General features: G+C 66.6%; 23 protein-coding genes and 3 pseudogenes. 9 read left to right on the top strand and 17 right to left on the bottom strand.

Translation table 11 applies throughout. The annotated features are described in order from the left end of the window. Nucleotides 1–14: 14 nt before the first annotated feature. From M9945_RS04010 to M9945_RS04025, 4 genes are read left to right on the top strand one after another with little or no spacing between them, the layout of a single operon-like run. Nucleotides 15–896 (top strand): branched-chain amino acid ABC transporter permease, encoded by an 882-nt coding sequence (locus M9945_RS04010; RefSeq protein WP_367928515.1) that lies wholly within the window; start codon nt 15–17, stop codon nt 894–896. Then, entirely contained in the window at nt 889–1,899 is a 1,011-nt protein-coding gene (locus tag M9945_RS04015; protein ID WP_367943501.1) for a branched-chain amino acid ABC transporter permease, read from the top strand. The genes M9945_RS04010 and M9945_RS04015 overlap by 8 nt, the downstream gene beginning before the upstream one ends. A gap of 27 nt (nt 1,900–1,926) precedes the next feature. Further along, nucleotides 1,927–2,682 (top strand): creatininase family protein, encoded by a 756-nt coding sequence (locus M9945_RS04020; RefSeq protein ID WP_367928517.1) that lies wholly within the window; start codon nt 1,927–1,929, stop codon nt 2,680–2,682. Nucleotide 2,683: 1 nt separating this feature from the next. After that, entirely contained in the window at nt 2,684–3,847 is a 1,164-nt protein-coding gene (locus M9945_RS04025; protein ID WP_367943502.1) for a M24 family metallopeptidase, read from the top strand. On the opposite strand, the gene M9945_RS04030 is transcribed toward M9945_RS04025, so the two are convergent. The 14 genes from M9945_RS04030 to M9945_RS04095 form a co-directional block, all read right to left on the bottom strand. Further along, nucleotides 3,773–4,204, bottom strand: coding sequence for a DUF6544 family protein (locus M9945_RS04030; RefSeq protein WP_367943503.1), 432 nt, complete (start codon nt 4,202–4,204; stop codon nt 3,773–3,775). The two genes, M9945_RS04025 and M9945_RS04030, sit on opposite strands and share 75 nt — an antisense overlap. A gap of 20 nt (nt 4,205–4,224) precedes the next feature. Further along, a complete protein-coding gene (locus M9945_RS04035) occupies nt 4,225–4,524 on the bottom strand; it encodes a cupin domain-containing protein (RefSeq protein ID WP_367928519.1) in 300 nt (99 codons plus the stop codon). 58 nt (nt 4,525–4,582) lie between these two features. After that, on the bottom strand, nt 4,583–5,677 hold the full coding sequence (locus tag M9945_RS04040) for an NADH:flavin oxidoreductase/NADH oxidase (protein WP_367943504.1): 1,095 nt from the start codon (nt 5,675–5,677) through the stop codon (nt 4,583–4,585). A gap of 23 nt (nt 5,678–5,700) precedes the next feature. After that, a complete protein-coding gene (locus tag M9945_RS04045) occupies nt 5,701–6,882 on the bottom strand; it encodes a M20 family metallopeptidase (RefSeq protein ID WP_367943505.1) in 1,182 nt (393 codons plus the stop codon). Between the two features lie 44 nt (nt 6,883–6,926). Beyond that, nucleotides 6,927–8,609 carry a hydantoinase B/oxoprolinase family protein gene (locus M9945_RS04050; RefSeq protein WP_367943506.1) on the bottom strand — a complete coding sequence of 561 codons (1,683 nt, stop codon included), beginning with the start codon at nt 8,607–8,609 and terminating at the stop codon, nt 6,927–6,929. Beyond that, nucleotides 8,606–10,627, bottom strand: a complete 2,022-nt coding sequence (locus tag M9945_RS04055) for a hydantoinase/oxoprolinase family protein (RefSeq protein WP_367943507.1) — start codon at nt 10,625–10,627, stop codon at nt 8,606–8,608. The genes M9945_RS04050 and M9945_RS04055 overlap by 4 nt, the downstream gene beginning before the upstream one ends. A gap of 48 nt (nt 10,628–10,675) precedes the next feature. Beyond that, nucleotides 10,676–11,413, bottom strand: a complete 738-nt coding sequence (locus M9945_RS04060; RefSeq protein WP_367943508.1) for an ABC transporter ATP-binding protein — start codon at nt 11,411–11,413, stop codon at nt 10,676–10,678. A 2-nt stretch (nt 11,414–11,415) separates the two neighbouring features. Continuing rightward, nucleotides 11,416–12,387 carry a branched-chain amino acid ABC transporter permease gene (locus tag M9945_RS04065; RefSeq protein WP_367943509.1) on the bottom strand — a complete coding sequence of 324 codons (972 nt, stop codon included), beginning with the start codon at nt 12,385–12,387 and terminating at the stop codon, nt 11,416–11,418. Then, entirely contained in the window at nt 12,384–13,259 is an 876-nt protein-coding gene (locus M9945_RS04070; RefSeq protein WP_367943510.1) for a branched-chain amino acid ABC transporter permease, read from the bottom strand. The genes M9945_RS04065 and M9945_RS04070 overlap by 4 nt, the downstream gene beginning before the upstream one ends. 13 nt (nt 13,260–13,272) lie before the next feature. Next, nucleotides 13,273–14,118 (bottom strand): polysaccharide deacetylase, encoded by an 846-nt coding sequence (locus M9945_RS04075; RefSeq protein ID WP_367943511.1) that lies wholly within the window; start codon nt 14,116–14,118, stop codon nt 13,273–13,275. A gap of 12 nt (nt 14,119–14,130) precedes the next feature. Beyond that, entirely contained in the window at nt 14,131–15,276 is a 1,146-nt protein-coding gene (locus M9945_RS04080) for a C45 family autoproteolytic acyltransferase/hydolase (RefSeq protein ID WP_367943512.1), read from the bottom strand. Nucleotides 15,277–15,367: 91 nt separating this feature from the next. After that, nucleotides 15,368–16,591: an ABC transporter substrate-binding protein gene (locus tag M9945_RS04085; protein ID WP_367943513.1), complete on the bottom strand. Its 1,224-nt coding sequence runs from the start codon at nt 16,589–16,591 to the stop codon at nt 15,368–15,370. Nucleotides 16,592–16,624: 33 nt separating this feature from the next. Further along, a complete protein-coding gene (locus M9945_RS04090; protein WP_367928536.1) occupies nt 16,625–17,293 on the bottom strand; it encodes an ABC transporter ATP-binding protein in 669 nt (222 codons plus the stop codon). A 287-nt stretch (nt 17,294–17,580) separates the two neighbouring features. Further along, nucleotides 17,581–18,396 (bottom strand): IclR family transcriptional regulator, encoded by an 816-nt coding sequence (locus M9945_RS04095; RefSeq protein WP_367943514.1) that lies wholly within the window; start codon nt 18,394–18,396, stop codon nt 17,581–17,583. 105 nt (nt 18,397–18,501) lie between these two features. On the opposite strand from M9945_RS04095, the gene M9945_RS04100 reads away from it, so the two are divergent. From M9945_RS04100 to M9945_RS04115, 4 genes are all read left to right on the top strand, one after another. Continuing rightward, nucleotides 18,502–19,671, top strand: a complete 1,170-nt coding sequence (locus M9945_RS04100; protein WP_367943515.1) for a M20/M25/M40 family metallo-hydrolase — start codon at nt 18,502–18,504, stop codon at nt 19,669–19,671. Between the two features lie 317 nt (nt 19,672–19,988). Beyond that, nucleotides 19,989–21,488 (top strand): IS21 family transposase, encoded by a 1,500-nt coding sequence (gene istA, locus M9945_RS04105; protein ID WP_367943516.1) that lies wholly within the window; start codon nt 19,989–19,991, stop codon nt 21,486–21,488. Further along, on the top strand, nt 21,485–22,318 hold the full coding sequence (gene istB / locus M9945_RS04110) for an IS21-like element helper ATPase IstB (protein ID WP_367943517.1): 834 nt from the start codon (nt 21,485–21,487) through the stop codon (nt 22,316–22,318). Before istA ends, istB begins: the two co-directional genes overlap by 4 nt. Before the next feature lie 87 nt (nt 22,319–22,405). Continuing rightward, on the top strand, nt 22,406–22,807 hold the full coding sequence (locus tag M9945_RS04115; RefSeq protein ID WP_367943518.1) for a GNAT family N-acetyltransferase: 402 nt from the start codon (nt 22,406–22,408) through the stop codon (nt 22,805–22,807). Between the two features lie 154 nt (nt 22,808–22,961). Here M9945_RS04115 and M9945_RS04120 read toward each other — a convergent pair. Next, nucleotides 22,962–23,291, bottom strand: a pseudogene (locus M9945_RS04120) (acetyl-coenzyme A synthetase); the annotation flags it as partial. 273 nt (nt 23,292–23,564) lie between these two features. Then, complete coding sequence (locus M9945_RS04125) at nt 23,565–24,119, bottom strand: hypothetical protein (RefSeq protein WP_367943519.1); 555 nt, start codon at nt 24,117–24,119, stop codon at nt 23,565–23,567. 187 nt (nt 24,120–24,306) lie between these two features. On the opposite strand from M9945_RS04125, the pseudogene M9945_RS04130 reads away from it, so the two are divergent. Continuing rightward, a pseudogene (locus M9945_RS04130) lies at nt 24,307–24,417 on the top strand (transposase); the annotation flags it as partial. Nucleotides 24,418–24,489: 72 nt separating this feature from the next. On the opposite strand, the pseudogene M9945_RS04135 reads toward M9945_RS04130, so the two are convergent. After that, nucleotides 24,490–25,032: pseudogene (locus tag M9945_RS04135) on the bottom strand (IS3 family transposase); the annotation flags it as partial. Nucleotide 25,033: the final 1 nt, after the last annotated feature.

Raw genomic sequence — 25,033 nt, forward strand, 5'->3', positions numbered from 1 at the left:
CCGGAGGACGCACGATGACCTATTTCCTGCAACTCGTGATCAGTGGCCTCGCGATGGGCTCGATCTATGCCTTCCTGGCACTTGCGCTGGTGCTCATCTATCGCTCGACGGGGATCGTGAATTTCTCCCAGGGCGAGATCGCGATGTTCTCGACCTTCGTGACCTGGACCTTCGTGCAGGCGGGCTTCCCGATCCTCGCCGCGCTGGGCATGTCGATCGCGCTATCCTTCGTGGCCGGCGGCCTCCTGGAGTTTTTGCTTATCCGGCGGGTGATCTCGCGCTCCGATCATCACGGGCCGGTTATCATCACCGTAGGCCTGTTCATGATCTTCAATAACCTGGCCGGCGCGATATGGCTCTACGATCCGCAGGTGCTGAGGCTTGCGCCGATCGGCGTCGTCAATCTCGGGATCGTGCGCATCACCTATCAGACCCTCCTGACCTTTGCCGTCCTGATGGCGGTGCTCGTCGCGCTCTATTTCCTGTTCAAGCACACACGCCTCGGCCTGGCGGTGCGCGCGACGGTCTCCAACCGGATGTCGGCGGATCTTTCGGGTGTCGATACGAGCCTGATGCTGATGCTGGGCTGGTGTCTTGCCGCCACGCTCGGCGCACTGGCGGGGGCTCTGGTCGCGCCATCGCTCTTCCTGTCGCCCAACATGATGGCGCCGGTTCTGGCCTATGCGCTCGCAAGTGCGGCTCTGGGCGGTTTCGACAGCCTGCCGGGCGCCGTGCTGGGAGCCATGATCATAGGCGTCTCCGAGGCGCTCGCCGGCGCCTATATCGGCTTCATCGGCAGCGACCTGAAGATTCTGGTTCCGGTCGGCGTGCTGCTCGTCGTGCTCCTCGTCCGTCCGCAGGGAATTCTCGGAAAGAAGGCGGTGCAACGTGTCTGACAGTCTCTCGCAGCCCGCAGCCGGGCGCACCGCCAGGGCCTCCGGCGGATCCTTCCTGCCGTCGGGGGCGGCCGGCTGGCTCGTCCTGCTCGCCGCCGGCATCGCCTTCCCGCTCACCCAGGCCCCGTACATGGTGGAGCTTGGCGCCGTGGCGCTCGCCTATACCGTTGCGATCTGCGGTCTCAACCTTGTCACCGGCCTCGCCGGCCAGGTCAGCCTCGCGCACTCCTTCTTCGTCGCGCTCGGCGCGTATGTAAGCGCGATCCTCGTCCAGACCTTCGGCTGGCCGTTCTTCGCGACGCTGCCCGTCTCGGCCGGCGCGGCGTTCATCGCTGGAATTCTCGTCGGCGCGCCCGCGATCCGGCTGAGCGGCCTCTATCTCGCCGTCGTCACGTTCGCCGTCGCGCTGATCGTGCCGCCGATCATCCTCAGGCTGGAGGCTATAACGGGCGGCGCCAACGGCCTTTCCATTGCGCGGCGCATGGTGCCGGACGTCCTCATGCGCGCGGACCAGTGGATCTTCCTGATCGCCTTCGTCTTTGCCGCCGCCGCGATATATCTGCTCGCCAACCTGCGTGGCAGCGCCTTCGGCCGCGGTCTTCAGGTCCTGCAAGCCAACGAGCTGGCGGCCCAGACGCTTGGCCTCAACCCGTCGCGGCTGAAGGTGCTGGCCTTTGCCGTCAGCGGTGTCTTCGGCGGCATCGCCGGATCGCTGCTGGCGCTGATCGACAGTTTCGTCGCTCCGCAGAGCTTCACCTTCATGTTGTCGATCCTGCTGCTGGTCGGCGCTGTGATCGGCGGAATCCAGAGCGCCGGCGGTGCGTTGGCTGGCGCCATCGTGCTGGTGGCGCTGCCGCAACTCACCGACGGCGTCGGCCTCGGCTGGGTTGGCGTCACCTATGGGCTGGCGATCGTGGTCATCATCCTGCTGGTGCCGAAGGGCGCCGCCGGACTGGGCCAGGCCGTACTTCGCCGTATCAGGAACTACACGGGCAGCCGCTAGCTCGTGCGAGCAACAAGAGGGAGTGTCATGCGGGATATCATCGAACTCGGCCGGCTGACGCGCAAGGACGTGCGCGAGCTGGCCCCCAACGCCATCCTCGTCCTGCCGATCGGGTCGACCGAGCAGCACGGCGAGCACCTGCCCCTGCTGACGGACGCGCTGATCGCCGATCAGATAAGCCGGCGGGCGCTGGCGGTCGTGGACACGCCGAGCCCGGTCGTCCTGGCGCCGCTGATGCCGTTCGGCAATTCGCACCACCACCTCTTCGCGTGCGCCATCTCTCTCAGCGCCGAGACCTATGTGAGCGTGCTGCGCGACATCTGCTCGACGCTCAGCCGCTCCGGCTTTCGGCGCATCATCTTCGTGAACGGCCATGGCGGCAACGACCAGGCCATGAGGCTCGTCTCCAACGACGTGATCCTCGACCTGCCGCTGACTGTCGCCGCCTGCTCCTACTGGACGCTGACATCCGTCAGGGACGGCGCTCCGCAGGTCCAGGGCGGACATGCCGGCGTCTACGAGACGGCGGTGATGAAGCACCTCGCGCCCGACCTGGTCGGGACGCCCGGCGCCGACATCGGGGACACGCCGGCATTCTTCGACCAGGTTCTGAGCAACGGCCTTCTGGTGAACCGACATGGCGAGTGGGCCCGCATCGGCGGCGTCACCGAGCGCCCGGACGGCGCGACCGAAGAAATGGGCAGGCTGATCATCGAAGACCGTGCGCTGGCACTCGCCGCGGCGATCGCCGCATTCGACAAGGCATCTTCAGGGGAGGCATGACATGACCACCGAACAGAACTATCCGAAGCCGTTCGCCAAGGTGGAATACGAGCGCCGCGCGGCCGAGGTGAGGGCCGAGATGCGAAAGGCCGGCGTCGACGTCATGGTCGTCTCCGACTTCGCCAACATGTACTACCTGTCCGGTCAGGAAAGCTCCGCGCAATACGACTATCAGTGCCTGGTCTTCCCGCTCGACGGCGATCCGATCCTGGTCATCAACGAATTCTACCAGGTGCTCTACCGGCATCAGGCAGGGATCTACGCGGTGCAGCCCTACAACGAGTTCGAAGACCCGATCAGCGTCACCAGGAAGGCGCTGGCCGCATCCGGCAGCCGCGCCAAGGTCGTCGGGATCGACCATACCTGGCCCCTGATGATCGGCAAGCTGTCGGCCGCAATCGGCGAGGTCCATCCGGGGGCCGAGATTCGCCAGAGCTACGGCATCGTCGAGAACGTCCGCATCGTGAAGACCCGGGAAGAGATCGAGCTGATGCGCCGCGCCGCCGCGATCACCGAGATCGGCGTGGCCGCGGCGGCGCGTGCGATACGGGCCGGCGTGAGCGACGGCTCCATCGCAGGTGCGGCAGCCAATGCGATGTTCAGCGCCGGCGGCGAGAGCGCGCCGGTCGGGCCGATCGTCTGCGGCGGCTATATGGGCGGCGTGCCCTACAGCAACTTCAACGGATACGTGCTGAAGGACGGCGACAACATTTTTGTCGAGCAGACCGGAAGCCTGTTCCGGTACGTCGCCCCGCTCATGCGCAGCTTCTCGCTCGGCGAGCCGGACGCGGAGCGCGCCCAGGCCGCGCGTGCCACCAGCAACGCCGTCGACGCGATCCTCAGCACCGCCAAGCCCGGCGTACACGCCCAGACCGTCGCCCAGGCGGCGCTCAAGGCCCTCGACGAGGCAATGGCCGGCAAGCTCTTCCACCACATCATCGGCTACCCGGTCGGGTTTGCCTTTCCGCCGACCTGGGTCGAGAAGCTGATGCACAAAATAACGTCGCATTCGGAGCTCGTTCTGCGGGAAGGCATGACCTTCCATCTGCCCATGTCGCTGCGGAAGGAAGGCAAATGGGCGATGGGCCTGTCACAAACCATTGTGATCGAGGCAGACGGAGCGCGCGCCCTGACCACAAGCGACGCCAAGCTGACGGTGCTGTAAGAGCGGGCTCTCGAGGAGCCATCGGCGCAGCGAGATGCGGTCCAGCGCGTCTGTAGCACTCTCGTCGACGACGGTCAGTGTCGAGACGATCTTGGCTCGCATCTCCATCTCGCCTTCGGCGAAGAAGTCGGAGGCATGTGCCCATATGCCCGGAGCGATCGGCGTCGGATGGCGAAAGCGAGATAGCGTTGCACAAAGGCAGGCGGGGCCTTCATTGCGCCGGGATCTGCTGGCGGCGGCTGATAGGCTCGGTCTATCTGGCTGACGGTCCTGCCACGTCCTGTGATCTCGCGCTCGGTCGCCAGTGACCGGCGGCCGATCGTGGCGGTCGCGCGCCTTGGCCTGACCGCCGTCCATCAAGTCGGGCGCGCCGGAGTCTATCGCGCAGCGGATGCCTTCAGCTCGATCTCGACGAAGGCGATCTCGGCATCGGTGTCGTTGATGATGTTGTGCTCGGTGCCTTTCGGCCGGGCGTAGCTGACGGCCGTCCTGATCGGATAGGCGGCACGGCCGCCGGCATGGCTTTCAACCGTCAGCGTGCCGCCCTGCACCGGCACCACCACGTAGTCGTATTCGTGGACGTGCCAGCCGGTTTCCGTGGACGGGGCGAACCGCCACAGCGTGACGCGCACGGCCTCGTCCTCGTGCTGGAGTTCGGCGACAGCCGGCTTTGCCATGGTGGTTCTCCCTTGCTCGCTTGCCGCCGTCTCATGGAAGGACGGGCGGCGGCCTCCGTCAACGATAGCCGATGCCCGGCCAGGCGGCCGGAGCGGCGCGTTGGTACTGCGGCGGGCGCCGCACCTCCGCCCCGAGCGCCTGCGCAGCCTGCCAGCCCCAATGCGGGTTGTCGAGGAACGCCCGGCCGAGCGCGACGAAATCGGCCTTGCCCTCCGCGACCACCGCCTGCGCCTGTTCCGGGGTGGCGATCAGGCCGACGGCGCGCGTCAGGATGCCGGCGCCACGGCGGACCGTCTCGGCGAAGCCGGCCTGATAGGCCGGCCCCAGGCGGGGCGCGACGTTCGGCGCGATGCCGCCGCCGGTGACGCAGACGAAATCGACGCCGAGCTTGCGCAGCCCGAGCGCGAAGGCCACCGCGTCGTCGGGCGTCAGCCCGCCCTCGATCCAGTCGGCGCCGGTGATGCGCACGCCGAGCGGAAAGCCGTTCGGCAAGGCATCGCGAACCGCGGCGATCACCCTGAGCGGATAGCGCATCCGCGCCTCGGGCGAGCCGCCATAGTCGTCCTCGCGCCGGTTGGAGAGCGGCGACAGGAACTGGTGCAGCAGATAGCCGTGGGCTGCATGAACCTCGAGGAGATCAAAGCCCAGCGCCACCGCGCGGCGGGCGGTCGAGACATGCGCCTCGAGCACTCTTTCGAGGTCGGCAGCCTGCATCTCGGACGGGATATGCCAGCCGTCGGCGAAGGCCAGAGCCGAGGGCCCGCAGGTCGGCCACGCCCCTTCGCCGGCCGGCAGCGGACCCCCGCCCTCCCACGGGCGCTGCGACGACGCCTTGCGGCCGGCATGGGCGATCTGGAGGCCCATTCGTGCATTGCCGTTCCGCTTGCAGAAGGAAACGACGCGGGCCAGCGCCTGCTGGGTGGCGTCGTCGTAGAGGCCGAGGTCGCCGGCGCTGATGCGGCCTTCCGGCTCGACCGCCGTCGCCTCGACCACCACCAGCCCCGCACCGGAATTGGCGAGCGTCCCGAGATGGGCGAGGTGCCAGTCGCCGGCGACGCCGTCCACGGCGCTGTACTGGCACATGGGCGAGACGACGACGCGGTTCTCCAGCGTCAGGTCGCCGATGGTCAGCGGTGAGAACAGGGCCGTCATCTCGAAACCTCCTGCGGAACGGTTCAGCCCAGCGCGCGCTCTTGGAACGCGGCCGAGGTCAGCATTGCATGGAAGAGGGCCGCGCGCGGCGCGATGGTGGAGAAAAGGATGTGCTCGTGCAGCGCGTGCGCGCCGGCGCCGTTGCAGCCCAGCCCGTCGAGGGTCGGCTTGCCGAGCGCGGCGGCGAAGTTGCCGTCAGAGACGCCGCCGCGCGAGGTCTCGCCCAGTTCCAGCCCGAGCTCACGCCCCAGCGCGCGCGTCGCCTCGTAGAGCTTCACCACCGCCGCCGAGCGCTGGAACGGCGGGCGATTGAGCCCGCCCTCGACCTCGAGCGTGATATCCCTGCCCTTGGGCGTGCGCGCCAGCATGGCCGCGATGTGGCGCTCGGCCGTCGCCAAGTCGTCGGCGCGCATGTCGACCTCGATGGCGGCGAAGTCGGGGACCACGTTCGCCCGCGTGCCGCCGTTGACCGTGCCGACATTGAAGGTCGCCGCCGCCTCCGTCCCGTTCAGGCCCTCGATCTCGACGATGTGGCGGGCGATCTCGAGGATGGCGCTGCGGCCGTCGGAGAGGTTGCCGCCGGCATGGGCCGACACGCCCCGCGCCGCGAGGCGGAAGCGCGCCCAGCCCTTGCGGGCGGTGATCAGCGTTCCGGGCGCCTCGAACGAGGGCTCCGGCACGAGGACGAAGGCCGCTTCCGCCGCCAGCGCCTCGATCGTGGCGCGCGAGGTGATGCTGCCGGTTTCCTCGTCGCCGTTGAGATAGACCGTGATCGGCCGCGGCGGCACGATGCCGGCGGCGGCGATGCGGCGCAGCGCCTCGGTGGCGAGGAACGAGCCCGCCTTCATGTCGAAGATGCCCGGCCCGTAGATGCGGTCGCCCTCGCGGCGCACGGGACGCTTCTCCAGCGTACCGGCATCCCACACCGTGTCGATGTGGCCCATCAGCAGCGCCGGCGCGCCCGTGGCACCAGCCGGCGCATAGCGCAGCACGAGCTGTCCGCCGCAACCGTCCCGGCCGGCGATGCGCTCGATGGAGACCGGAAGGCCGGCGAAGGTCTCGACGACATGGTCGAGCAGCAGGTCGATCAGGTCCGGCCGGTCGGACGGCGTCTCGAACTCGACCCAGCGGACGATGCCGGCGGCAAGCGCCTCGGCATCGAAGGCGTCGGGCTTCGGCAGGGTGGTCTCGAAGGGTGCTGGCATGGCGGTCTGGGTCCTGGGGATGGAAAGGGGCTGGCGGCGCCTCGTCAGGCGCCGGCCTCCGGGTCGAAGGCGTAGATTTCGCGCGCGGCGCGGGCGGAGATCATGCCGTCCGCGAGATCGCGTGCGACGGCGGCGCGGTCGCGCGTCTGCGGCAGGCCCCAGCCGCCGCCGCCCGGCAGCCTGATCTCGACGATGTCGTCCTTGCGCAGGGCGAAGGTGCTGGTGGCGCCGAGCTCGATGGCCTCGCCGTCGCGCACGACCTCGAGATGTGCCGGCATCCCGTCGCGCGCGCCCTCGCGTCCCTGCGGGCGCAGCCTGAAACGGTCGGAGTAAAGGCTGAGCGTGACGTCGTCGGTGAGGATGCGGTAGCGCCGGAAGATGCCCATGCCGCCGTTGAACGCGCCCGCGCCCCACGAATCCTGGATCAGCCCGAACGCCTCGATGCGGACATGCGGATTGAGCTGCTCGACGGATTCGGTCGGCGTCAGCCGGCAGGAGGACAAGACATGGTCGGTGGCGTGGATGGCGTCGTAATCCTTGGCGCCGCCCCAGCCGCCGCCGAGCACGTCGAGATGGATCGCCATCTTCCCCTGCGGCGGCGCATAGGCGAGGAAGAAGCCGGTGGTCGAATTCGCGCCCTGCCCCGGCACCCGCTCGGGGATGACCTTGCCCAGCGCGTCGTGCACGGCGTCGAGCGCACGGCAGGAGGCGGTGGCGCGGGCGCGCACCGGCGCGCCCTTGCGCGGGTTGAGCACCGTCCCCTCGGGGATGACGATCCTGAGCGGCCGGTTGCAGCCGTCGTTGGCGGGCATGCCGGTATCGTTGAGGATGCTGCGCAGCGCCGTCACCGCGCCGGCGACGGAGCTGGCCACCGGCGAGTTGAACATCGAGCGCACCTGCGGGTCCGTGCCGGTGAAATCCATCTCGGCCTCGTCGCCGCGAATGGTGACGGTGACGAAGATGCGGATCGGCCTCGCCTCGTCCGAAAGACCGTCGCCGTCGAGGAACGCCTCGCCCGTCCAGGTGCCGTCGGGGATGTCGGCGATGGCCGCGCGCATGCGCCGCTCGGAATAGTCGAGCGCTCCGGCCATGGCCGCGCGAACGGTCGGCGCGCCGTAGCGCCGGGCAAGCTCGACGACGCGGGTCGCCCCGGTCTGGTTGGCGGCGAACTGAGCATCGACGTCGCCCATGCCGATGACGGGCGTGCGGATATTGGCGAAAATCAGCCGTTCGGCCATGCCGCCGTTCCAGTCGCGGCCGCGCTCCAAAAGCAGCGGCGGGATGACCAGCCCTTCCTGGATCAGCTCGGTCGCGCCGGTGTTGACGCCGGCCGCCCCGCCGCCGATGTCGAGGTGATGCGCGGTGCTGCCGCTCCAGCCGAGAAGCTCGCCCTCGTGGAAGATCGGCGTGAACAGGATGATGTCGTTCAGGTGCTGGCCGCCGCTGTAGGGATCGTTCATGATGATGAAGTGATCCGGGCCGACCTTCGACAGATCGAGCTGTTGCGCGGCCGCAGCGAAGGAGGCGCTCAGCGCCGCCGTCTGCATCGGGATCATCTCGGCCTGGGCGACGACGTTGCCCTCAGCGTCGAGCAGCGCGGTCGAGCAGTCGCGCGCCTCGCGCACCACCGCCGAGAAGGCCGAGCGGATCAGGTTGGCGGCCATCTCGTCGGAAGCGGACTGCAAGGCCCGCGCCATGATGTTCAGAAGCGTCGGGTCGTGGCTCATTCTGCATCCACCATCATCAGGTCGCCGCTCGGCAGGCACTCGACCTCCCAGCCCGGGGGAACGAAGGTGGTCGATGTCGGCTCGCCGAGGACGGCCGGGCCGGCCAGCCTTGTGCCGGGAGCGAGCGTGTCGCGGGCCAGCGAGACGCCGGAGACGCGCCGGCCGTCGATGGCGATCTCGATCGGATGCGCAGCCTTGCCGGTTCCGGCGGGAAGCGGCGTCTCGACCTCGATGCCCGAGCGGGCGACGATGCGGATGCGGTAGGAAACGACCTCGACGCCGAGCGCGGCGCGCGCATAGCCGTAGCGGCTGCGATGCTCGATCTCGAACAGTTCGCGCAGCGCGGCCGGATCGCGCGGCGACGCATCGTTCCAGACCGTCAGCTCGAACGCCTGGCCGGCGTAGCGCATGTCGATGCCGACCGACAGCGCATAGGCATCATCCGCAAGACCGTTTTCCCGCGCCACGGAAGCCGCGCGCGCGGCCAGCGCCTCGATGCGGGCGGCATCGAGCGAGCCCTCGTCGAGCGCGTGCAGGTCGCTGATCGCCGCGTCGATCATCGTGTCGGCGATCAGCAGGCCGAAGGCGCTGGCGATGCCGGGCGACCACGGCACCAGCACGCGACGGATGCCGAGCTCGCGCGCGACCATCGCGGCGTGCAGCGGCCCGCCGCCGCCGAAGGCGACGATGGTGAAGTCGCGCGGGTCAATACCGCGGCTGGTCGAGATCAGCCGCACCGCGCTCGCCATGTTGCTGTTGACGATGCGCAGGATGGAAGCGGCCGCCGCTTCCGGCCCGCCCTCCAGGCCCAGCCCCGCGAGGGCGTCACGCGCGGCGTCGACGGCAAGGGTCATGCGGCCGCCGAAGAAATTGTCCGGCTGCAACAGGCCGGCCACGACCTGCGCGTCGGTGACGGTCGGGCGCTCGCCGCCGCGGCCGTAGCAGACGGGGCCGGGCAGCGCGCCGGCGCTCTCGGGACCGACGGAAAGAAAGCCGCCGCGGTCGATGGCCGCGATCGAGCCGCCACCCGCGCCGATGGTGCCCATGTCGATGACGGCGGTACGGATCGGCAGGCCGTCGATCTTGAGCTCGGTCACGGTGCTGGCGACGAGGCCGGGCGCGATGGCGACATCGGTCGAGGTGCCGCCCATGTCGAGGGTGATGATGTTCCTGAGCCCGTTGCGGGCCGCGAACCAGATCGCCGCGCGCACGCCGGCTGCAGGTCCCGAAAGCAGCATGCGCACCGCGTTGTCGCCGGCGGCCCGGGCCGGCATCACGCCGCCGTTCGACTGCATGATGCGCAGCACGCCGTCATAACCCCGCTCGCGCAGGCCCGCGTCGAGCTGCTCGACATAGGCCTTGACCGCGGGGCCGACGAAGGCGTTGACGACCGTGGTGACGCTGCGCTCGTACTCACGGAACTCGGGCGAGACCTCATGGCTGGCGAAGACCGCGACCTGCGGCGCGCGCTCCCGGATCATCGTGGCCAGCGCCTGCTCGTGCGCCGGGTTGGCGTAGGCGTGAAGCAGGCTGATGGCGATGCCATCGACGCCCTGCCGCAGGAAGGCTTCGACTTCCCGCCAGGCCTGGTCGAGGTCGAGCGCCTCGATCACGGAACCGTCGGCCCCCATGCGCTCGCGCACCTCGCGGATCATGCCGCGCCGGATCGGCGGCTCGGGGTGCACGTAGCGCATGTTGTAGATGTCGTGGTCGCGGTCGGCGCGGCCGAGGATGACGACGTCGCGGAAGCCGGCCGTCGTCAGCAGGCCTGTGGCGCTGCCCTTGCGCATGATGAGCGCGTTGGTGGCGATGGTGGAGCCGTGCGTGACCTGCTCGATGCCGGCGAGATCGATCCCGGCCTCGCCGACCACGTTGAGCACGGCTTCATGGATCGCCTTCGGCGTCGAGGGCGTCTTGCCGGTGTGCAGCACCCCTTCGGCGTCGGCCCATACCATATCGGTGAAGGTGCCGCCGATCTCGACGCCGATGCGGTTGCCGGCGGATTCTCGTCCTGCCATCGGTCGGATTTCCTCAGTAACGGATGACGACGAAAGCAAGCATGACCGTCAGGCAGCCGGCTCCTCGACGGGCGCGCCGAGATAGGCCGAGATCACCTTGGGGTCGGACACCACTTCGGCCGGCGTTCCCTCGGCGATCTTGCGGCCGGCATCGATGACGATGATGCGGTCGCAGATGCTGGTCACGGCCTTCATGTCGTGCTCGACCAGCCAGACGGTGATGCCCTTGTTGCGGACATTGCGCAGGCAGTTGACCATTTCCTGCGTCTCGGTCGGGTTGAGGCCGGCGCAGGGCTCGTCGGCGAGCAGCAGGCTCGGCCGCGTGGCGATGGCGCGGGCGATCTCCAGCTTGCGCAGCGTGCCGACGGTCAGCCCCTCGGCGGTCCGGTCGGCGATGTCGGTGATGCCGGTGATGGCGAGCGCCTCGTCGACGACCTTTTCATGATCGACCTTTTCCGGCCGGCCGAACATCGCGCCGACACGTATGTTCTCGCGCACCGTGAGCGCCGGGAACGGCTTGGAGATCTGGAAAGCGCGGGCGATGCCCATCTGGTTGCGGCGATAGGTCGGGATGCCGGCGAGCGACTGGCCCTTGAAGCGGATCTCCCCCTCGCTCAGCGCGTAATAGCCGGTGATCAGGTTGAACAGTGTCGACTTGCCGGCGCCGTTGGGGCCGATCAGGCCGTAGATCGCACCGGCGGGGATGTCGAAATCGACATTCTCGGTCGCCGTCAGGCCGGCGAACCGCTTGACCACGCCGCGGCCGGAAAGGATGATCTCGCTCATCGTCATGCCTCCACGCTCTTTGCGGCCGGCGCGCGGCGGGCGAATTTCTGCTTCACCGCGCCCAGTATGCCGCCCGGCACGAGCAGGATGATGGCGACGACGAGCGCGCCGGTGATCAAGAGGTGGATGTCGAGGAAGCGCGACAGGAGTACCTGCGTCAGGAACAGCATGATGGCAGTGCCGATGATCGGCCCGAACAGGGTGCCGATGCCGCCGATCAGGCAGAAAACGATCATGTTGAGGCTGAAATCGAGGCGGAAGACGGTGTAGGTCGTGAAATAGCCGACGCTGTAGCCGTAGACCGCGCCGAGGGTTCCGACCAGCGTCGCCGACAGGACGAACGCCAGTATCTTGTAGCGCTCCGTGGCGACGCCGAGCATCATGGCGGTGTCCTCGTCCTCGCGCACGGCCAGCAGCGCATAGCCGAAGCGCGAGTTGCGCACCAGCACCGAGACGACGAAACAGACGATCAGCAGGGCGGCGAAGACGTAGTAGAAGAAGTCCTCCGGCGGCATGCCGGCGGGCACGGGCGCGGCGAGGAACACGCCGACGCCACCCTGGAACCAGCGGATGTTGTTGACCAGCTCGCCGACGACCTGGCCGACGCCGAGCATGGCGATGGCGAAGTAGATGCCGCGCAGGCGCAGGATCGGATAGGCGATGACCAGCGCGAACAGCCCGCACAGCAGCCCCGCGAACACCACCGGCACGATCATCGACCACGGGCCGGAGCCCACCGGCCCGATCTGGCCGACGAGATGGGCGGCGGCGAAGGCGCCCATGCCGATGAAGGCCGTGTGGCCGAAGCTCCAATAACCGGAGAAGCCGCCGAGGATGTTCCAAGCGATGGCGAGCCCGGCCGAGAAGAAGAAGAGCTGGGCGACGCGGGTATAGAATGGCCCCATCCAGATCGGCAGGACGGCGATGACGACCACTGCGGCAAGGCCGAGAAGCAAAGCGAGGGAGCGGTTCATCGGCTTTCTCCGAAGGCGTTGCCGAGCAGGCCGTTGGGACGCACCATCAGCATGATCACCAGAACCAGGAACATCGCCGCCTGGGTGAGCGAGGGTCCGATATACTGGGCGGTGTAGGCGTTGATCAGGCCGAGAAGCAGGCCGCCGACCAGCGCGCCGGCCGGGCTGCCGATGCCGCCGAGCACCACGACGATGAAGGCGTTGAGCGTCCAGGCGACCTCGCTCGCCGAGCTGAACGGTTGGATGATGCCGATGATGGCGCCCGATGCGCCGGCGAGCGCGGCACCGAGGCCGAACGTCAGGCCGTGCAGGTTGCGGACATTGAGCCCCGAGAGCTGCGCCGCCAGCGGCTGCTGCGCGGTGGCGCGGATGGCGCGGCCGAAATGCGTCCGCGACAGGACCAGCGCGAGCGCGATCAGGAGGACGAGGCTCGCCCCCAGCGCGACGAGGCGCACGACGTCGATCTGCAACGGACCGAAGGTCACGCTGGAGAAGCTGTAGGACGGCGTGATCGTATGCGTGTCCGGCCCGAAGACGAGTTGCAGCAGGTTGCGGCCGATCATGGCGACGCCGAAGGTGACGACCAGCGACGCCACCAGCGAGGCGCGCGAGATGGCCCACTGGATGACGGTGCGCTGATAGGCGTAGCCGACTGCGAACAGCACCGCCCCGATCGGCAGCATGGCGAGCAGCGGGTCCAGCCCCAGCCTGGCATAGAGGACCATCGCCGCGTAGGCGCCCGCGATGACGAAGATACCGTGGGTCAGGTTGACGATGCCGAGCACGCCGAACACCAGCGAGAACCCCACCGCGGCGAGCGAGTAGATGCCGCCCAGAACCAGACCGTTCAGTGTCGTTTGCAGGAACAGCATGGCCTTCGATCCCCTACGGCGTCTTGGCTTTGGTTGGGGCCTTGGCCGCCCATGCATTCGCCACGTCCTGCCCGGTGGCGAACCAGACGTTCGGATAGCGGCGCACGAAGGCGATGAACTCCCGCAGCATCGCCAGGCGCGACGGCCGGCCGATGACCTGGGGATGGGTGACGATGTTGACGAGGCCGCCCCAGCGGTAGATCTCCTTGAACTCCTCTTTCCAGATGCTCAGGATGTGCTCGTTGGTGAAGATCGGGCGCGGTGACTTGATCGCGAACAGCGCGTAGGGCGCATCGTCCAGGCTCCAGTGCCACGGAAGCTCGACCGGACCCTCGGAGCCGTCCGGCAGCACGTGCCGGTAGGGACTGACCTGATCCATCAGCGAGCTGTCGTAGAGGAAGCCGTATTCCTTCAGCAGGCCGATCATGTTCTGCGACGTCTCGCCGGCGGGCGAGCGATAGCCGGCCGGCCTGACGCCGACGGTCTTGCGCAGCGACTCCAGCCCCTTCTCCAGCGCCTCCTTCTCCTTCTCGGGGAAGTCGGGATCGATCCATTCGTGCAGGTAGCCGTGGTGGCCGATCTCGTGGCCGCCGGCCGCGATCGCCTCGACGCGGTCTACATACTTCTCCGCGGTCCAGCCGGGAATGAAGAACGTCGCCTTCAGTTCCTCCTCGCGCAGGAGCTCGAGGATCTTCGGCACGCCGGTCTTGCCGCCATAGACGCCCTGCGACAGCACGCCCGGCCGGCGCGCATTGTCGGGGTCGCGCGAGAGCCACAGCGTCTCGGCGTCGAAGTCGAAGGTCAGCATCACGGCACAGCGCGCGCCGTTCGGCCACTCGATCGGTGTCATGTCGTCCATGGACAGTTCCTCCTATACGGCACCGGAGCCCGGCCGTTCGGGATAGAGTGGATATGCGACGAAGGGGGCTTCGCTGGGCGGGCCGTCGCTGACGTGCAGGACGCGGTCGTTGAGGTCGACGATGACGCCGGCAACCGTGATCACCCGCTTCTCCGGCGGCAGCGAAAGGTCGGCAAGGCGGCAGATGGCAGCCGGCGTCGAGAAGTCGTCCTGCAGCGCGGCGACGATCTTCGCCTTGTCGAGCCTGCCCAGGTCCTTGCGCAGGATGCGGTCGAGCCGCGGCCCGCGATAGAGCGTGTTGGCCGAGAGGCGCTCCATTTGCGAGGTGGTGCGGGCCTCCTTCACCAGATGGTTGGCATGAACGACGAGGCCGTCGACCGGATAGATGTAGGAGCAGAATTCCGGCGTCGCCTCGATGTCGATGATCTCGCCGTCGGCGTGGCCGATCAGGAAATTGCTCGAGGCGGTGCGGTCGGTCTGCACCACCGGCGTCAGCGCCTGGTCGTAGCGCCAGGCGTCGAGTATCTCGCGGCAGCGGACATGGAACGGCTTGCGCAGGCCGGTCGTGCCGTCCATCGGCGTCACCAGCCCGTTGACGCACAGGCCGATGCCGGCGGCGTTGACGCCCATCTTGGAACCGACGATGCCGGCTTCGCTGAAGCCGACCATGTCCGGTTTGCCCTCGCCGGGCGTCGAGGAGCGGCGGATACGCTGGACATAGGTGCGGCCGCGGACCTTCTCCAGCCAGTCCCAGTTCTGGCACAGCAGGGTCTTGCCCGAGGCGGTCGCCTCCGGCATCAGCCCGAAGGAGGTGCAGCCTTCCTGCTCCAGCTTGCGGTTGGCGCTGCGCGCCTCGGAGCCGAAGGCGAGATAGGTGATCTCGAAACGCGCGTTGAGCATGGCGATCTCGGTTTCCGAGACCCCGGCCGAGGCGGCGATCGCCGCCATCTCCTCGGCATATTCGGCGTTGTCGCCGCGCATGAAGGCGAGCCATTCCTCGCTCTGCTTCAGGACCGAGCTGCGCGATGCGCCGGCGACCTCGAAACGGGCGAGATAGGTCTCGATATTGTCACGGACGGCCACGCCCAACGTTTCGCCGTGAATGCGGCCGCGCTCCCGCGGATCGGGACCGAGTTCCAGTACGGGGAGCGATGGCATCGAATGTCTCTCTGCTGCTGGTCATCAAGGGTATGGGAAGTCCCCGCCCCGGCCGCACCGTCGCGGCGGCCGGGGCGGGCGGTTTGCGCGGTCAGGCGCGGTCCTGCCAGGAGGGCGCAGGATAGATCACCGGGGCGGAGGCGACATCTGCCGGCGCGATGACCTCGATCTCGCCGGCCTGGCGCTGGACGAGAAGCGGGCCGAGCAGCGCCGGATCGCCGTCGCCTTCGGGCGTGAAGCGCAGATGGCCGTAGAAGCAGTTGTAGTCGAGCCCCGAGAGCGCGTCGCGAACCGCATCGACGTCGAGCGAGCCGGCGATCTTCGCCGCCTGGACATAGGCCAGGATGCAGACCGCGCCGCTCGCCATGTGATAGGTCAGGGTGCGGTCGAAATTGGCGGCGTAGTACTCGGCGAACTTGGCCGCCGAGCCGAAATACTCGCACTCGAACGTGGCGCGCTCCGACCAGTAGGCCTGGGTGACGACGCCGTTGGCGTAGTTGCCGAGCGCGTCGCGGTAGCCGGCCGTCTGCGGCCCGAGCGTCTGGTAGAGCATCGGTACGTTGGTGTTGGTCGCCACCATCTGCCGGGTGATGAGGGTCGAGGTCTCGTCATGCGTGGTGCAGACGAGAATGTCGGGCGTGTTCTGGCGGATGGTGGTCAGGACGTTCGACACGTCGGAGACCTGCGCCGGCAGGGCGATGTAGTCGATGACCTCGATGCCGGCTTCCTCGATGGTCTTGCGCGCGCCGGCCGCCTGGAACTCGGAGAAGGCGTCGTTGGTGTACATGATCGAGATCTTGCCGACCTTCGGCTCGAGCGCCTTGAACATGTTGACCGACGAGACGAATTGCAGCGAGGCGCGCGGGAAGATGCCGAACACGCGCTTGCGGCCCTGCGTGAAGATCAGGTCGGAGCCGCCGCCGGCCTGGACCATGATGCGGCCCGCGCCTTCCGTGATGGCGCAGGTCGGCAGCACGATGTTGGAGCCGAACGAGCCGAGGAAGAAGCCGATGCCCTCGTCGACCTGGCGCTGGATCAGCGTGGTCGCCCGCGCCGGGTCGGAGGCGTCGTCGAACAGGCTCAGGTCGAGCTTGTACTTCTGCCCGCCGATCTCGACGCCGCCCATCTCCTCGTTGATATACTTCACGGCGCAGCGATAGCCGTAGAGAACGTTGAGACCGGTTTCGGCGGCGGAGCCGGTCATCGGAACCGAGCCGCCGAACGTGATGGTGCCTTCCTGCGCCCGCGCCACCGAAGGCATTGCGCCGGCAACGGCAAGCGCCGCGCCCGTCTTCAAGAAACTGCGTCTGTCCATGATCCGTCTCCCATTGTCTTACCCGGCTCGCACCTATGCGAAACCGAGATATGCTTCCTTCACCTTCGGATCGACGAGGAGGCTTCTCCCCTCGCCGTGCTGAACCACTCCGCCCTTTTCGAGGACATAGCCGTAGTCGGCGATCGCCAGCGTCTGGTGCACGTTCTGCTCGACCAGAAGCACGCTGATGCTTTCCTCGTTCAGCTTGCGCACGAGCGAGAAGATCGACGAAACGAGAATGGGGCTGAGGCCGAGCGACGGCTCGTCGAGGATCAGCAGGCGCGGATTGGTCATCAGTCCGCGGCCGATCGCCAGCATCTGCTGCTCGCCGCCGGAAAGAGAGCCGGCATTCTGGGAACGCCGTTCGCCGAGGCGAGGGAAAAGATCGAACACCCGCTCGAGGTTGGCCTGAAGGCGCGCGTGCGCCCGGCGGACATGACCGCTGACCAGAAGGTTCTCGAGAACGGTCAGGTGCTGAAAGACGAGCCGTCCTTCCGGCACCAGCGCCAGTCCCAGCTCCACCGTCTCGTGGGCGGGGCTCGCGGTAATGTCGACGCCATCGAAGATGATCGAGCCGGATCGCGGCCGCAACGCACCGGCGATCATCTTGACGCTCGTGGTCTTGCCCGCGCCATTGCCGCCGATCAGCGCGGTGATCCCTCCGGCGGCGATGCTCAGGGAGCAGTCGGTAACGGCATTCATGCCGGAATAGTCGTACGAGATACCGGAAACGCTCAGCAACGTCGGTGCTTCACTCCCCTTGGCGACCTGTTTTGACAGCTCTTCCACGGTGGTTCCCTTTGTCATATCGCAGAGCGATATACTTGAAGTGCATATTTCAAACTATGCAGCGCAAACCTCCCTTGTCAAGCAAAACGCCGGCGACCGGAGGCCGCGGGCGGACAAATCGGGACAAGCGCGAACGGATTCGGGAAAAGATCTGCCGGCAACGGGCGCAGCAGCAGCGGCGGCCTGCTGCCAGGTTGGCGCTAGAACTGGCGCAGGCCCGCGGCGGCGGCGGTGACGAGCGGGCCGGCGCGCGCCACGAAGTCGTCCGGTTCCCACTCCGCCAGCGAGCCGGCGACGTGGATGGCGCCGATCGGCATGCCGGCGCGGTCGAGCACGGCGGCGGCGACGGCGACCTCGCCGACGAGAACCTCCTCAATGGCGAGCGAATAGCCGGACGTGCGCACCTGCTCGATCTTGGCCAGTATGTCGTCGATCTCCACGGTGGTGCGCGGTGTCAGCTTGCGCCGGTCCGAGCGCAGAAGGATGTCCATCACCTGGTCGGCGGGCAGGTGGCTGAGCACCGAGCGGCCGCCTGAAGAACAGAAGGTGGGGACGCGCCGGCCGACCAGATGCGCATAGAACGTGTCGCGCTTGCTCTGCATTCGCACGACGTAATGCATTGTAAGATCATCGAAAAGGCTGAGATCGACCCGTTCCTGGATCGTGCGGCGCAGGTCGGCCAGCACCGGAACCGCGAGCTGGACGATCGGATTCGAGCGCAGATAGTCGAACGAACGGTCGAGCAGCTTGCGGCCGAGCGCGACGCCGTCCTGCTGCCTGTCGAGATAGCCGAGCTGAATGAGCGTATGCACGATGCGCTGGACGCCGCTCTTGTCGATGCCGGAGACGGCGGCGATCTCGGCGAGCGACATCGGACGGGGCGCTTGCGAGAATGCTTCCAGCACCCTGAAGCCGCGGGACAGCGCCTCCACGAACAGCCGGTCTTCGCCTGCCGCTCCAGTGTCCTTTGCTGGAGCTGCGGTCCGCTTGCGCCGCGCCCTGGCCCGTTCCTGCATGCCTGTCTCCGCACCATGTCCGGTCCTCGCCGAACAAATTGACCGCCCTCACTAAGTGACATATTGTGTGCGAAATGCAACCAAATTGCACAGCAATACGGCAACATGAAAAATTCCACGCCAGCCGACTTCGACGCATCCGCACTGCCTTTCGACATCAATGACATGACCCGGGGCATCCGGCGATGGGTCGAGCAGGAAAGCCCCTCCTACGACCAGGCCGCGGTGGAGAGGATGCTCGCCCTCGCGGCGCGGGACCTGGCCGTACTCGGCGCCGACATCCAGCACGTCGCCGGCAGCGGCGGCTTTGCCGGCTGCGTCAAGGCAACCTTCCCCCACCCGCGCAAGGGGGAACCCGGCATCCTGATCGCCGGTCACATGGATACGGTCCATCCCGTCGGCACGCTCGCCCATTTCGGATGGCGCGAGGAAGGCGAATTCTGCTTCGGACCCGGCGTCCTCGACATGAAGGCCGGCAACTACCTGTCGGTGGAGGCGATCCGCCAGTTGCAGAAGATCGGCCGGACGACGCCGCTGCCCGTCACCGTGCTGTTCACCGGCGACGAGGAGGTCGGCACGCCCGCCAACAGGGCCATCATCGAGGCCGAGGCGAGGCGCAGCCGCTACGTGCTCGTGCCCGAGCCGGCACGCCGCAATGGCGGCGTGGTCACCGGCCGCTACGCCATCGCCCGCTTCAACCTGACGACACGGGGTTCGCCGAGCCATGCCGGCCTCAGGCTCGACGAAGGCCGATCCGCCGTGCGTGAAATGGCGCACCAGATTCTGGCCATCGAGGCCCTGACGGACGACGAGGCCGGCTTCAATGTCGGCGTGGTCCATGGCGGGCAGTGGGCCAACTGCGTCCCCACGCATTGCGAGGCGAAGGTGCTGGTCTCGGCCACCACCGACGAGGTTCTCGCCCGGGCCATCGAAAGGATGATGGCGCTGAAGCCGGTGAATCCGGCTGTCGAGGTCCATGTCGGGCAGGACGTCGTCCGCCCCGTCTGGACGACCGACGGCGAGACATGGGGGCTCTACAACCACGCCAGCGCGCTTGCCCGGGACCTCGGTTTCGAGATCCCGCACCAGAACTCCGGCGGCGGCTCGGACGGGAACTTCACCGGCGCGCTCGGTGTGCCCACCCTCGACGGGCTGGGACCGCGCGGGGATGGCCCGCATACGCTGACTGAGCACATCGTCACGGAAAGCCTCGCCGAGCGGGGCCGCCTGATGGCCGCGCTGCTCGCCACCCTCACGCCTGAAATGAAGGCCTGAGGCGCGTCGCCTGGGCAGGCTTCGCCGTGGCCTGCTCCGAAAGAAGAAGCCCTGCGGGCCGTCACGACAGGGCCGGAGACGGATCGCAACACGTCAAACGGGAGCGCGAAAGATGAACATCCGGATGCTGGAAGCTGGGGACCGGGCGGCCTGGGAGCCGTTGTGGCAGGGTTATCTCGACTTCTACAAGACCTCGCTTCCGGCGGAGGTGTGTAGGGCGGTGACAAATTAGGCCATGGAGCGCCGGCGTGCTGCTGGTGCGGGCGGAGTAAAAACCGTCCATTGGCTAGGCTGATCCCTTTGAGGATCGGCCGGGAATGTTTGCCGTGGAAGTCTATGCCGCTGTCCGGCACTTCGTGTTTGTCGAGGGCAACAGTCGTCGTGAGGCAGCTCGCGTTTTCGGGTTGAGCCGGGAGACGGTTCTGAAGATGTGCCGGTTCTCGCTTCCGCCGGGCTACACGCGCACGAAGCCTGTCGTGAAGCCGAAGCTTGGTCCGCTGCTGCCGGTGATCGATGCGATCCTGGAAACCGATCGCGCCGGGCCTGTAAAGCAGCGGCATACGGCGAAGCGGATCTTCGAGCGGCTTCGTGACGAGCACGGCTATGGCGGCGGCTACACGGTGGTGAAGGACTATGTCCGGGTTGCCCGAGCCAGGGGCCGCGAGACGTTCGTGCCCTTGTCGCATCCGCCGGGTCATGCGCAGGTGGACTTTGGCGAGGCGATTGGTGTGATCGGCGGGGTCCGGCAGAAGATTCACTTCTTCTGCATGGACCTGCCGCAGTCGGACGCACCCTTCGTGAAGGCCTATCCGGCGGAGACGACGGAGGCGTTCCTGGACGGGCACGTCTCGGCCTTCGCCTTCTTCGGCGGCGTGCCGCTGTCGATCCTCTACGACAACACCCGGATCGCGGTGGCGAAGATCTGCGGCGACGGCAAGCGGGAGCGAACGCGTGCGTTCACCGAGCTGGTGAGCCACTATCTGTTCCGCGACCGGTTCGGCCGACCGGGCAAGGGGAACGACAAGGGCAAGGTCGAAGGGCTGGTGAAGTATGCCCGCTCGAACTTCATGACGCCGATCCCGATGGCCGCCAGCTTCGACGATCTCAACGCCATACTGGCCGAGCGATGCCGGTCGCGACAGGCAGAACGAGCCGGCCGCCATGCCACGACCATCGGCGAGCGCCTTGCCGCCGATCTTGCCGCGTTCCGGGAGTTGCCTGCCGTGCCGCTGGAGCCTTGCGAGAAGCGCTCGGCCCGCGTCTCCTCGACGGGCCTGGTGCGATACCGCGGCAACGACTACTCGGTTCCGACCGCCTATGGCTTCCAGGATGTGATGGTGAAGGGCTTTGTCGACGAGATTGTCATCCTGTTCGGCGGCGAGGAGATCGCCCGGCATCAGCGCTGCTATGGCTCGGGCACCTTCGTCTTCGATCCTCTGCATTATCTGGCGCTGCTCGAGACCAAGCCGAATGCGCTCGACCAGGCGGCACCCCTGCAGGACTGGAATCTGCCCGAAGCCTTCCAGCATCTGCGTCACCTCATGGAAGCCCGCATGGGCAATCGCGGCAAGCGCGAGTTCATCCAGGTGCTGCGGTTGATGGAGGCGATCCCGAAAGAGGTGGTGACCCATGCCGTCACCGAGGCGATCAGGCTGGGCGCGATCGGCTTCGATGCGGTCAAGCAGATCGCACTGGCTCGCGTCGAGCGCCGCCCGCCCCGTCTCGATCTCGCTGCCTATCCGCACCTGCCAAAGACCACAGTGAAGACGACCTCGGCGGCCGATTACACCATCCTCATCCCGGGAAGAGCCGCATGAGCGGGAAGCCGATGGACACGATGCCGGCGGGAACGACGAGCGGCACGCCGCAGGTGCTGTTGGCCCATCATCTCAAGCAGCTGAAGTTGCCGACGGTCCTGCGTGAGTACGACAAGGTCGCCCGCGAGTGCGCCCGCGACGGTGTCGATCATCCCCGCTACCTGCTGCGTCTCGTCGAACTCGAACTGATCGACCGGGAACGGCGTGTCGTGGAGCGCAGGATCAAGCAGGCCAGGTTCCCGGCTGTGAAGAGCCTCGACACCTTCGACTTCACCGCCATCCCTTCGCTCAACAAGATGCTGGTGCTGGAGCTTGCCCGCTGCGAGTTCATCCTGCGCCGCGAGAACATCATCGCGCTCGGCAATAGCGGAACCGGCAAGACCCATATCGCGCTCGCCCTTGGCCTTGCCGCCTGCCAGAAGGGCTTCGCCGTCGCCTTCACCACCGCGGCAGCCCTCGTGCATCAGCTCATGGAAGCGCGCGACGAGAGACGACTGCTGAAGCTGCAGCGCGAACTCCAGGCCGTGAAGCTGCTCATCGTCGATGAACTCGGATACGTGCCGCTGTCACCCACCGGTGCGGAACTCCTGTTCGAGGTCTTCTCCCAACGCTATGAACGTGGCTCCACCATCGTCACCTCGAACCTGCCCTTCGAGGACTGGACATCCATCTTGGGCTCCGAGCGGCTCACCGGCGCGCTGCTCGACCGCCTGACCCACCACGTTCATATCCTGACCATGAACGGCGACAGCTATCGCCTCAAGCAATCCGCAGGTCGCAGGGCCGCCGCCGCGTCAAACGGGGCGGAGCAAAACCAGGCCACCGCCTGAGCTTCGTTCTTCCAGATTCAAAGGGCCGCTCGCTCGCTACGGCGCAATGTGGAAGCGCGCTCGCGAGCGGCCAGCGCCAAGACCTCAATGGCCTGCTTTTACTCCGCCACGCTGGTCCGGATTCCGACCGCCGTTGACACGGAGGTTACGGAGACGGCCTGGCGACGGCTCCTCGATACCGCCGAACCCGTGCACGGACTTGGTGCTTTTAGCGAGGACGGCCGATTGATGGGCATCGCCCATTACATCTTCCACCGCTCGACATGGAGCCCGACGAGCTATTGCTATCTCAACGACCTGTTCACCGTGCCCGCCGCACGCGGCAAGGGCGTCGGCCGTGCCCTGATCGAGCGGCTTTACGCGGAGGCGGCCGCGGCAGGCGCCACCCGGGTCTACTGGCTCACCCACGAGACCAACGAGACCGCGCAAGCGCTCTACGACAGGATCGCCGACAAGCCGGGCTTCATCCAGTACCGGAAGACGGTCTAGCTTCTGTACTCGTATGGGATTTCGTTTGAGATTGGTTTGTGATTCATGCTCCTTGAGGAGGAGCTTGAGCCGCGTGGTGCTCGTGCCGACGCCATCAATTCGGACGAAGCCATGGCAGGGCCGGCGATTTCGACCTTAGGGCAGGGTTTGCGTGTTACCTCGTTTTATTTTGCCTGTTCTCAATCAGGTCATCCGCCACGGCTGGATCAGCCAGCGTCGAGGTGTCGCCCAGCGCATCGAAATCGTCCTCGGCGATCTTGCATAGGATGCGGCGCATGATCTTGCCGAAGCGGGTCTTGGGCAGCCCTGGCGCGAACTGGATCTTGTCGGGTGAGGCGATCGGGCCGATCTCTTGGCGCACATGTGCGACCAACTTCTTGCGCAACTTATCGCTTGGCTCGACTCCGGACATTAGCGTGACGTAGCAATAGATGCCTTGGCCCTTGAGATCGTGCGGATAGCCGACCACTGCGGCTTCCGACACGGTGTCGTCGTATGTTCGCCCGACAATTTGCAGGCCGGTCGGCACACCCGAACTCGCGAAACCGCTGGCGCAACGCGTTGAGGTTGCCGACGACGAGGTTCGCGTCATGGGATCGAAGTCGGAATTGCTGCGAACACTGGTCGCCGCTTCAAGCGTAGAAACGGCGGCGTTCGGCGTTCAGAGTTCTGTACTGAAATGGCGCGCCCGTGAGGACGAAACTGGGAACTCATATGTCATTGTTTCGTTTATATAATTCCTTCATCCAAAACCGCGTTAGATGCGTCCCGTAGCGGTCCAGCCAAGTGCGTTTTCAATGGCCTTTCGATAAGGGGTCGTGATTTGGCGAGGCGTGAGCCGGATGTATTCTTCGGCGACATCCCGTTCTGTTCCTTGAAGTCGCGCAAGATGTTTAATCACTTCATCCTGCGTGGGCACGCGATAGTCTGATCCCAACTTCGGCTTAAGGGCGGTCCACACTACGCCCTGGAGATGGCGTCCCGCAGCCCATTCAGCGATCGCCTCAGCGCCAGGGTGTTGAGAGACCCCTGTCGGACTCCACCACCCGACGCTGTATCGAATATTAGCTGGCTTCACACCTTCACGGACCGCCAGCGCCTCCTTCGCCGCGTCAAGTGTCTGAACGGCCAGAGCACCCCAAAGAGTCTTGACGACAGGAGCGCCGTCACAGACCACCAGTGTTATGCGCTTGTCACCGGATTCACGCGCGAACTCGATCGGCAGATCGGGACCGTCCGACTGCCACGCGCCCGCAATGGGAAGTGTCTTCTGACACCAGATTAGTGAACCCCAACCAAGACATACAAACATATACCCTCCCTGTACGGACGCGGCCGTTGCTGATTGCCCGCCAACCGGAGCGGTGCGCGGACTCAGGAGTCGATAGCGGTCGTCCTCCAGACATCTTGCGCCAGCGTAATGAGCATCTCATAGAGGTGGTGCCGGTTTCTGAGACAGGGGCATAAGGTGGATCGCCCGATGGAAAGGACGATCCAGCATGAAGACACGCAGACGGTTTACGGCCGAGTTCAAGGCCAAGGTTGCGCTTGAGGCGATCCGCGGCGAGCGGACGATTTCGGAACTGGCGACGAAGCACCAGCTTCATCCGAACCAGATCACTGAGGTGGACCCGCTTGGTGAGACAGTTTGGCGGCTTGGCTAAGGTGGATCGGGTTGGTTTTTACGCCGCCAATTTCTCCATCATTTCTGCCGTAGCATAGACCTCGTCGGGTGTCCTGCCGTCGAAGGTCGAGTGGGGGCGTCGCCGGTTGTAATAGTCGATCCATGAACCGATGCCAGCCCGGGCCTCACCGCCTGTCTCGAAGGCGTTGAGGAAGACGCACTCGTATTTGAGGCTGCGCCACAGCCGCTCGATGAAGACGTTGTCCATCCACCGGCCGCGCCCGTCCATGGAGATGCGGATGCCGGCATCCTTCAACGTCGTGGTGAAGGCGAAGCTGGTGAACTGGCTCCCCTGATCGGTGTTGAAGATGTCGGGCCTGCCATGGCGGGCGATCGCCTCTTCCAGAGCGGCGACGCAGAAGTCGGTATCCATCGTGTTCGACAGCCGCCAGGCCAGCACCTTGCGGCTGAACCAGTCCATGATGGCGACGAGGTAGAGGAAGCCGCGCCGCATGGGGATGTAGGTCACGTCGGCGCACCAGACCTGATCGGGGCGCTCAATGTTGAGATGCCGCAGCAGGTAGGGATAGATGCGGTGCTGC

The sequence above is a fragment of the Aquamicrobium sp. genome, from assembly GCF_023954335.1.
Taxonomy (GTDB): Bacteria; Pseudomonadota; Alphaproteobacteria; order Rhizobiales; family Rhizobiaceae; genus Aerobium.

Excerpts from the sequence above, each read along its gene's own strand:
- M9945_RS04010 (WP_367928515.1), top strand. The coding sequence starts at position 15 with ATGACCTATTTCCTGCAACTCGTGATCAGTGGCCTCGCGATGGGCTCG.
- M9945_RS04020 (WP_367928517.1), top strand. The coding sequence starts at position 1,927 with ATGCGGGATATCATCGAACTCGGCCGGCTGACGCGCAAGGACGTGCGC.
- M9945_RS04025 (WP_367943502.1), top strand. The coding sequence starts at position 2,684 with ATGACCACCGAACAGAACTATCCGAAGCCGTTCGCCAAGGTGGAATAC.
- M9945_RS04030 (WP_367943503.1), bottom strand. The coding sequence starts at position 4,204 with ATGGACGGCGGTCAGGCCAAGGCGCGCGACCGCCACGATCGGCCGCCG.
- M9945_RS04035 (WP_367928519.1), bottom strand. The coding sequence starts at position 4,524 with ATGGCAAAGCCGGCTGTCGCCGAACTCCAGCACGAGGACGAGGCCGTG.
- M9945_RS04040 (WP_367943504.1), bottom strand. The coding sequence starts at position 5,677 with ATGACGGCCCTGTTCTCACCGCTGACCATCGGCGACCTGACGCTGGAG.
- M9945_RS04045 (WP_367943505.1), bottom strand. The coding sequence starts at position 6,882 with ATGCCAGCACCCTTCGAGACCACCCTGCCGAAGCCCGACGCCTTCGAT.
- M9945_RS04050 (WP_367943506.1), bottom strand. The coding sequence starts at position 8,609 with ATGAGCCACGACCCGACGCTTCTGAACATCATGGCGCGGGCCTTGCAG.
- M9945_RS04055 (WP_367943507.1), bottom strand. The coding sequence starts at position 10,627 with ATGGCAGGACGAGAATCCGCCGGCAACCGCATCGGCGTCGAGATCGGC.
- M9945_RS04060 (WP_367943508.1), bottom strand. The coding sequence starts at position 11,413 with ATGAGCGAGATCATCCTTTCCGGCCGCGGCGTGGTCAAGCGGTTCGCC.
- M9945_RS04065 (WP_367943509.1), bottom strand. The coding sequence starts at position 12,387 with ATGAACCGCTCCCTCGCTTTGCTTCTCGGCCTTGCCGCAGTGGTCGTC.
- M9945_RS04070 (WP_367943510.1), bottom strand. The coding sequence starts at position 13,259 with ATGCTGTTCCTGCAAACGACACTGAACGGTCTGGTTCTGGGCGGCATC.
- M9945_RS04075 (WP_367943511.1), bottom strand. The coding sequence starts at position 14,118 with ATGGACGACATGACACCGATCGAGTGGCCGAACGGCGCGCGCTGTGCC.
- M9945_RS04080 (WP_367943512.1), bottom strand. The coding sequence starts at position 15,276 with ATGCCATCGCTCCCCGTACTGGAACTCGGTCCCGATCCGCGGGAGCGC.
- M9945_RS04085 (WP_367943513.1), bottom strand. The coding sequence starts at position 16,591 with ATGGACAGACGCAGTTTCTTGAAGACGGGCGCGGCGCTTGCCGTTGCC.
- M9945_RS04090 (WP_367928536.1), bottom strand. The coding sequence starts at position 17,293 with ATGAATGCCGTTACCGACTGCTCCCTGAGCATCGCCGCCGGAGGGATC.
- M9945_RS04095 (WP_367943514.1), bottom strand. The coding sequence starts at position 18,396 with ATGCAGGAACGGGCCAGGGCGCGGCGCAAGCGGACCGCAGCTCCAGCA.
- M9945_RS04100 (WP_367943515.1), top strand. The coding sequence starts at position 18,502 with ATGAAAAATTCCACGCCAGCCGACTTCGACGCATCCGCACTGCCTTTC.
- istA (WP_367943516.1), top strand. The coding sequence starts at position 19,989 with ATGTTTGCCGTGGAAGTCTATGCCGCTGTCCGGCACTTCGTGTTTGTC.
- istB (WP_367943517.1), top strand. The coding sequence starts at position 21,485 with ATGAGCGGGAAGCCGATGGACACGATGCCGGCGGGAACGACGAGCGGC.
- M9945_RS04115 (WP_367943518.1), top strand. The coding sequence starts at position 22,406 with ATGGCCTGCTTTTACTCCGCCACGCTGGTCCGGATTCCGACCGCCGTT.
- M9945_RS04125 (WP_367943519.1), bottom strand. The coding sequence starts at position 24,119 with ATGTTTGTATGTCTTGGTTGGGGTTCACTAATCTGGTGTCAGAAGACA.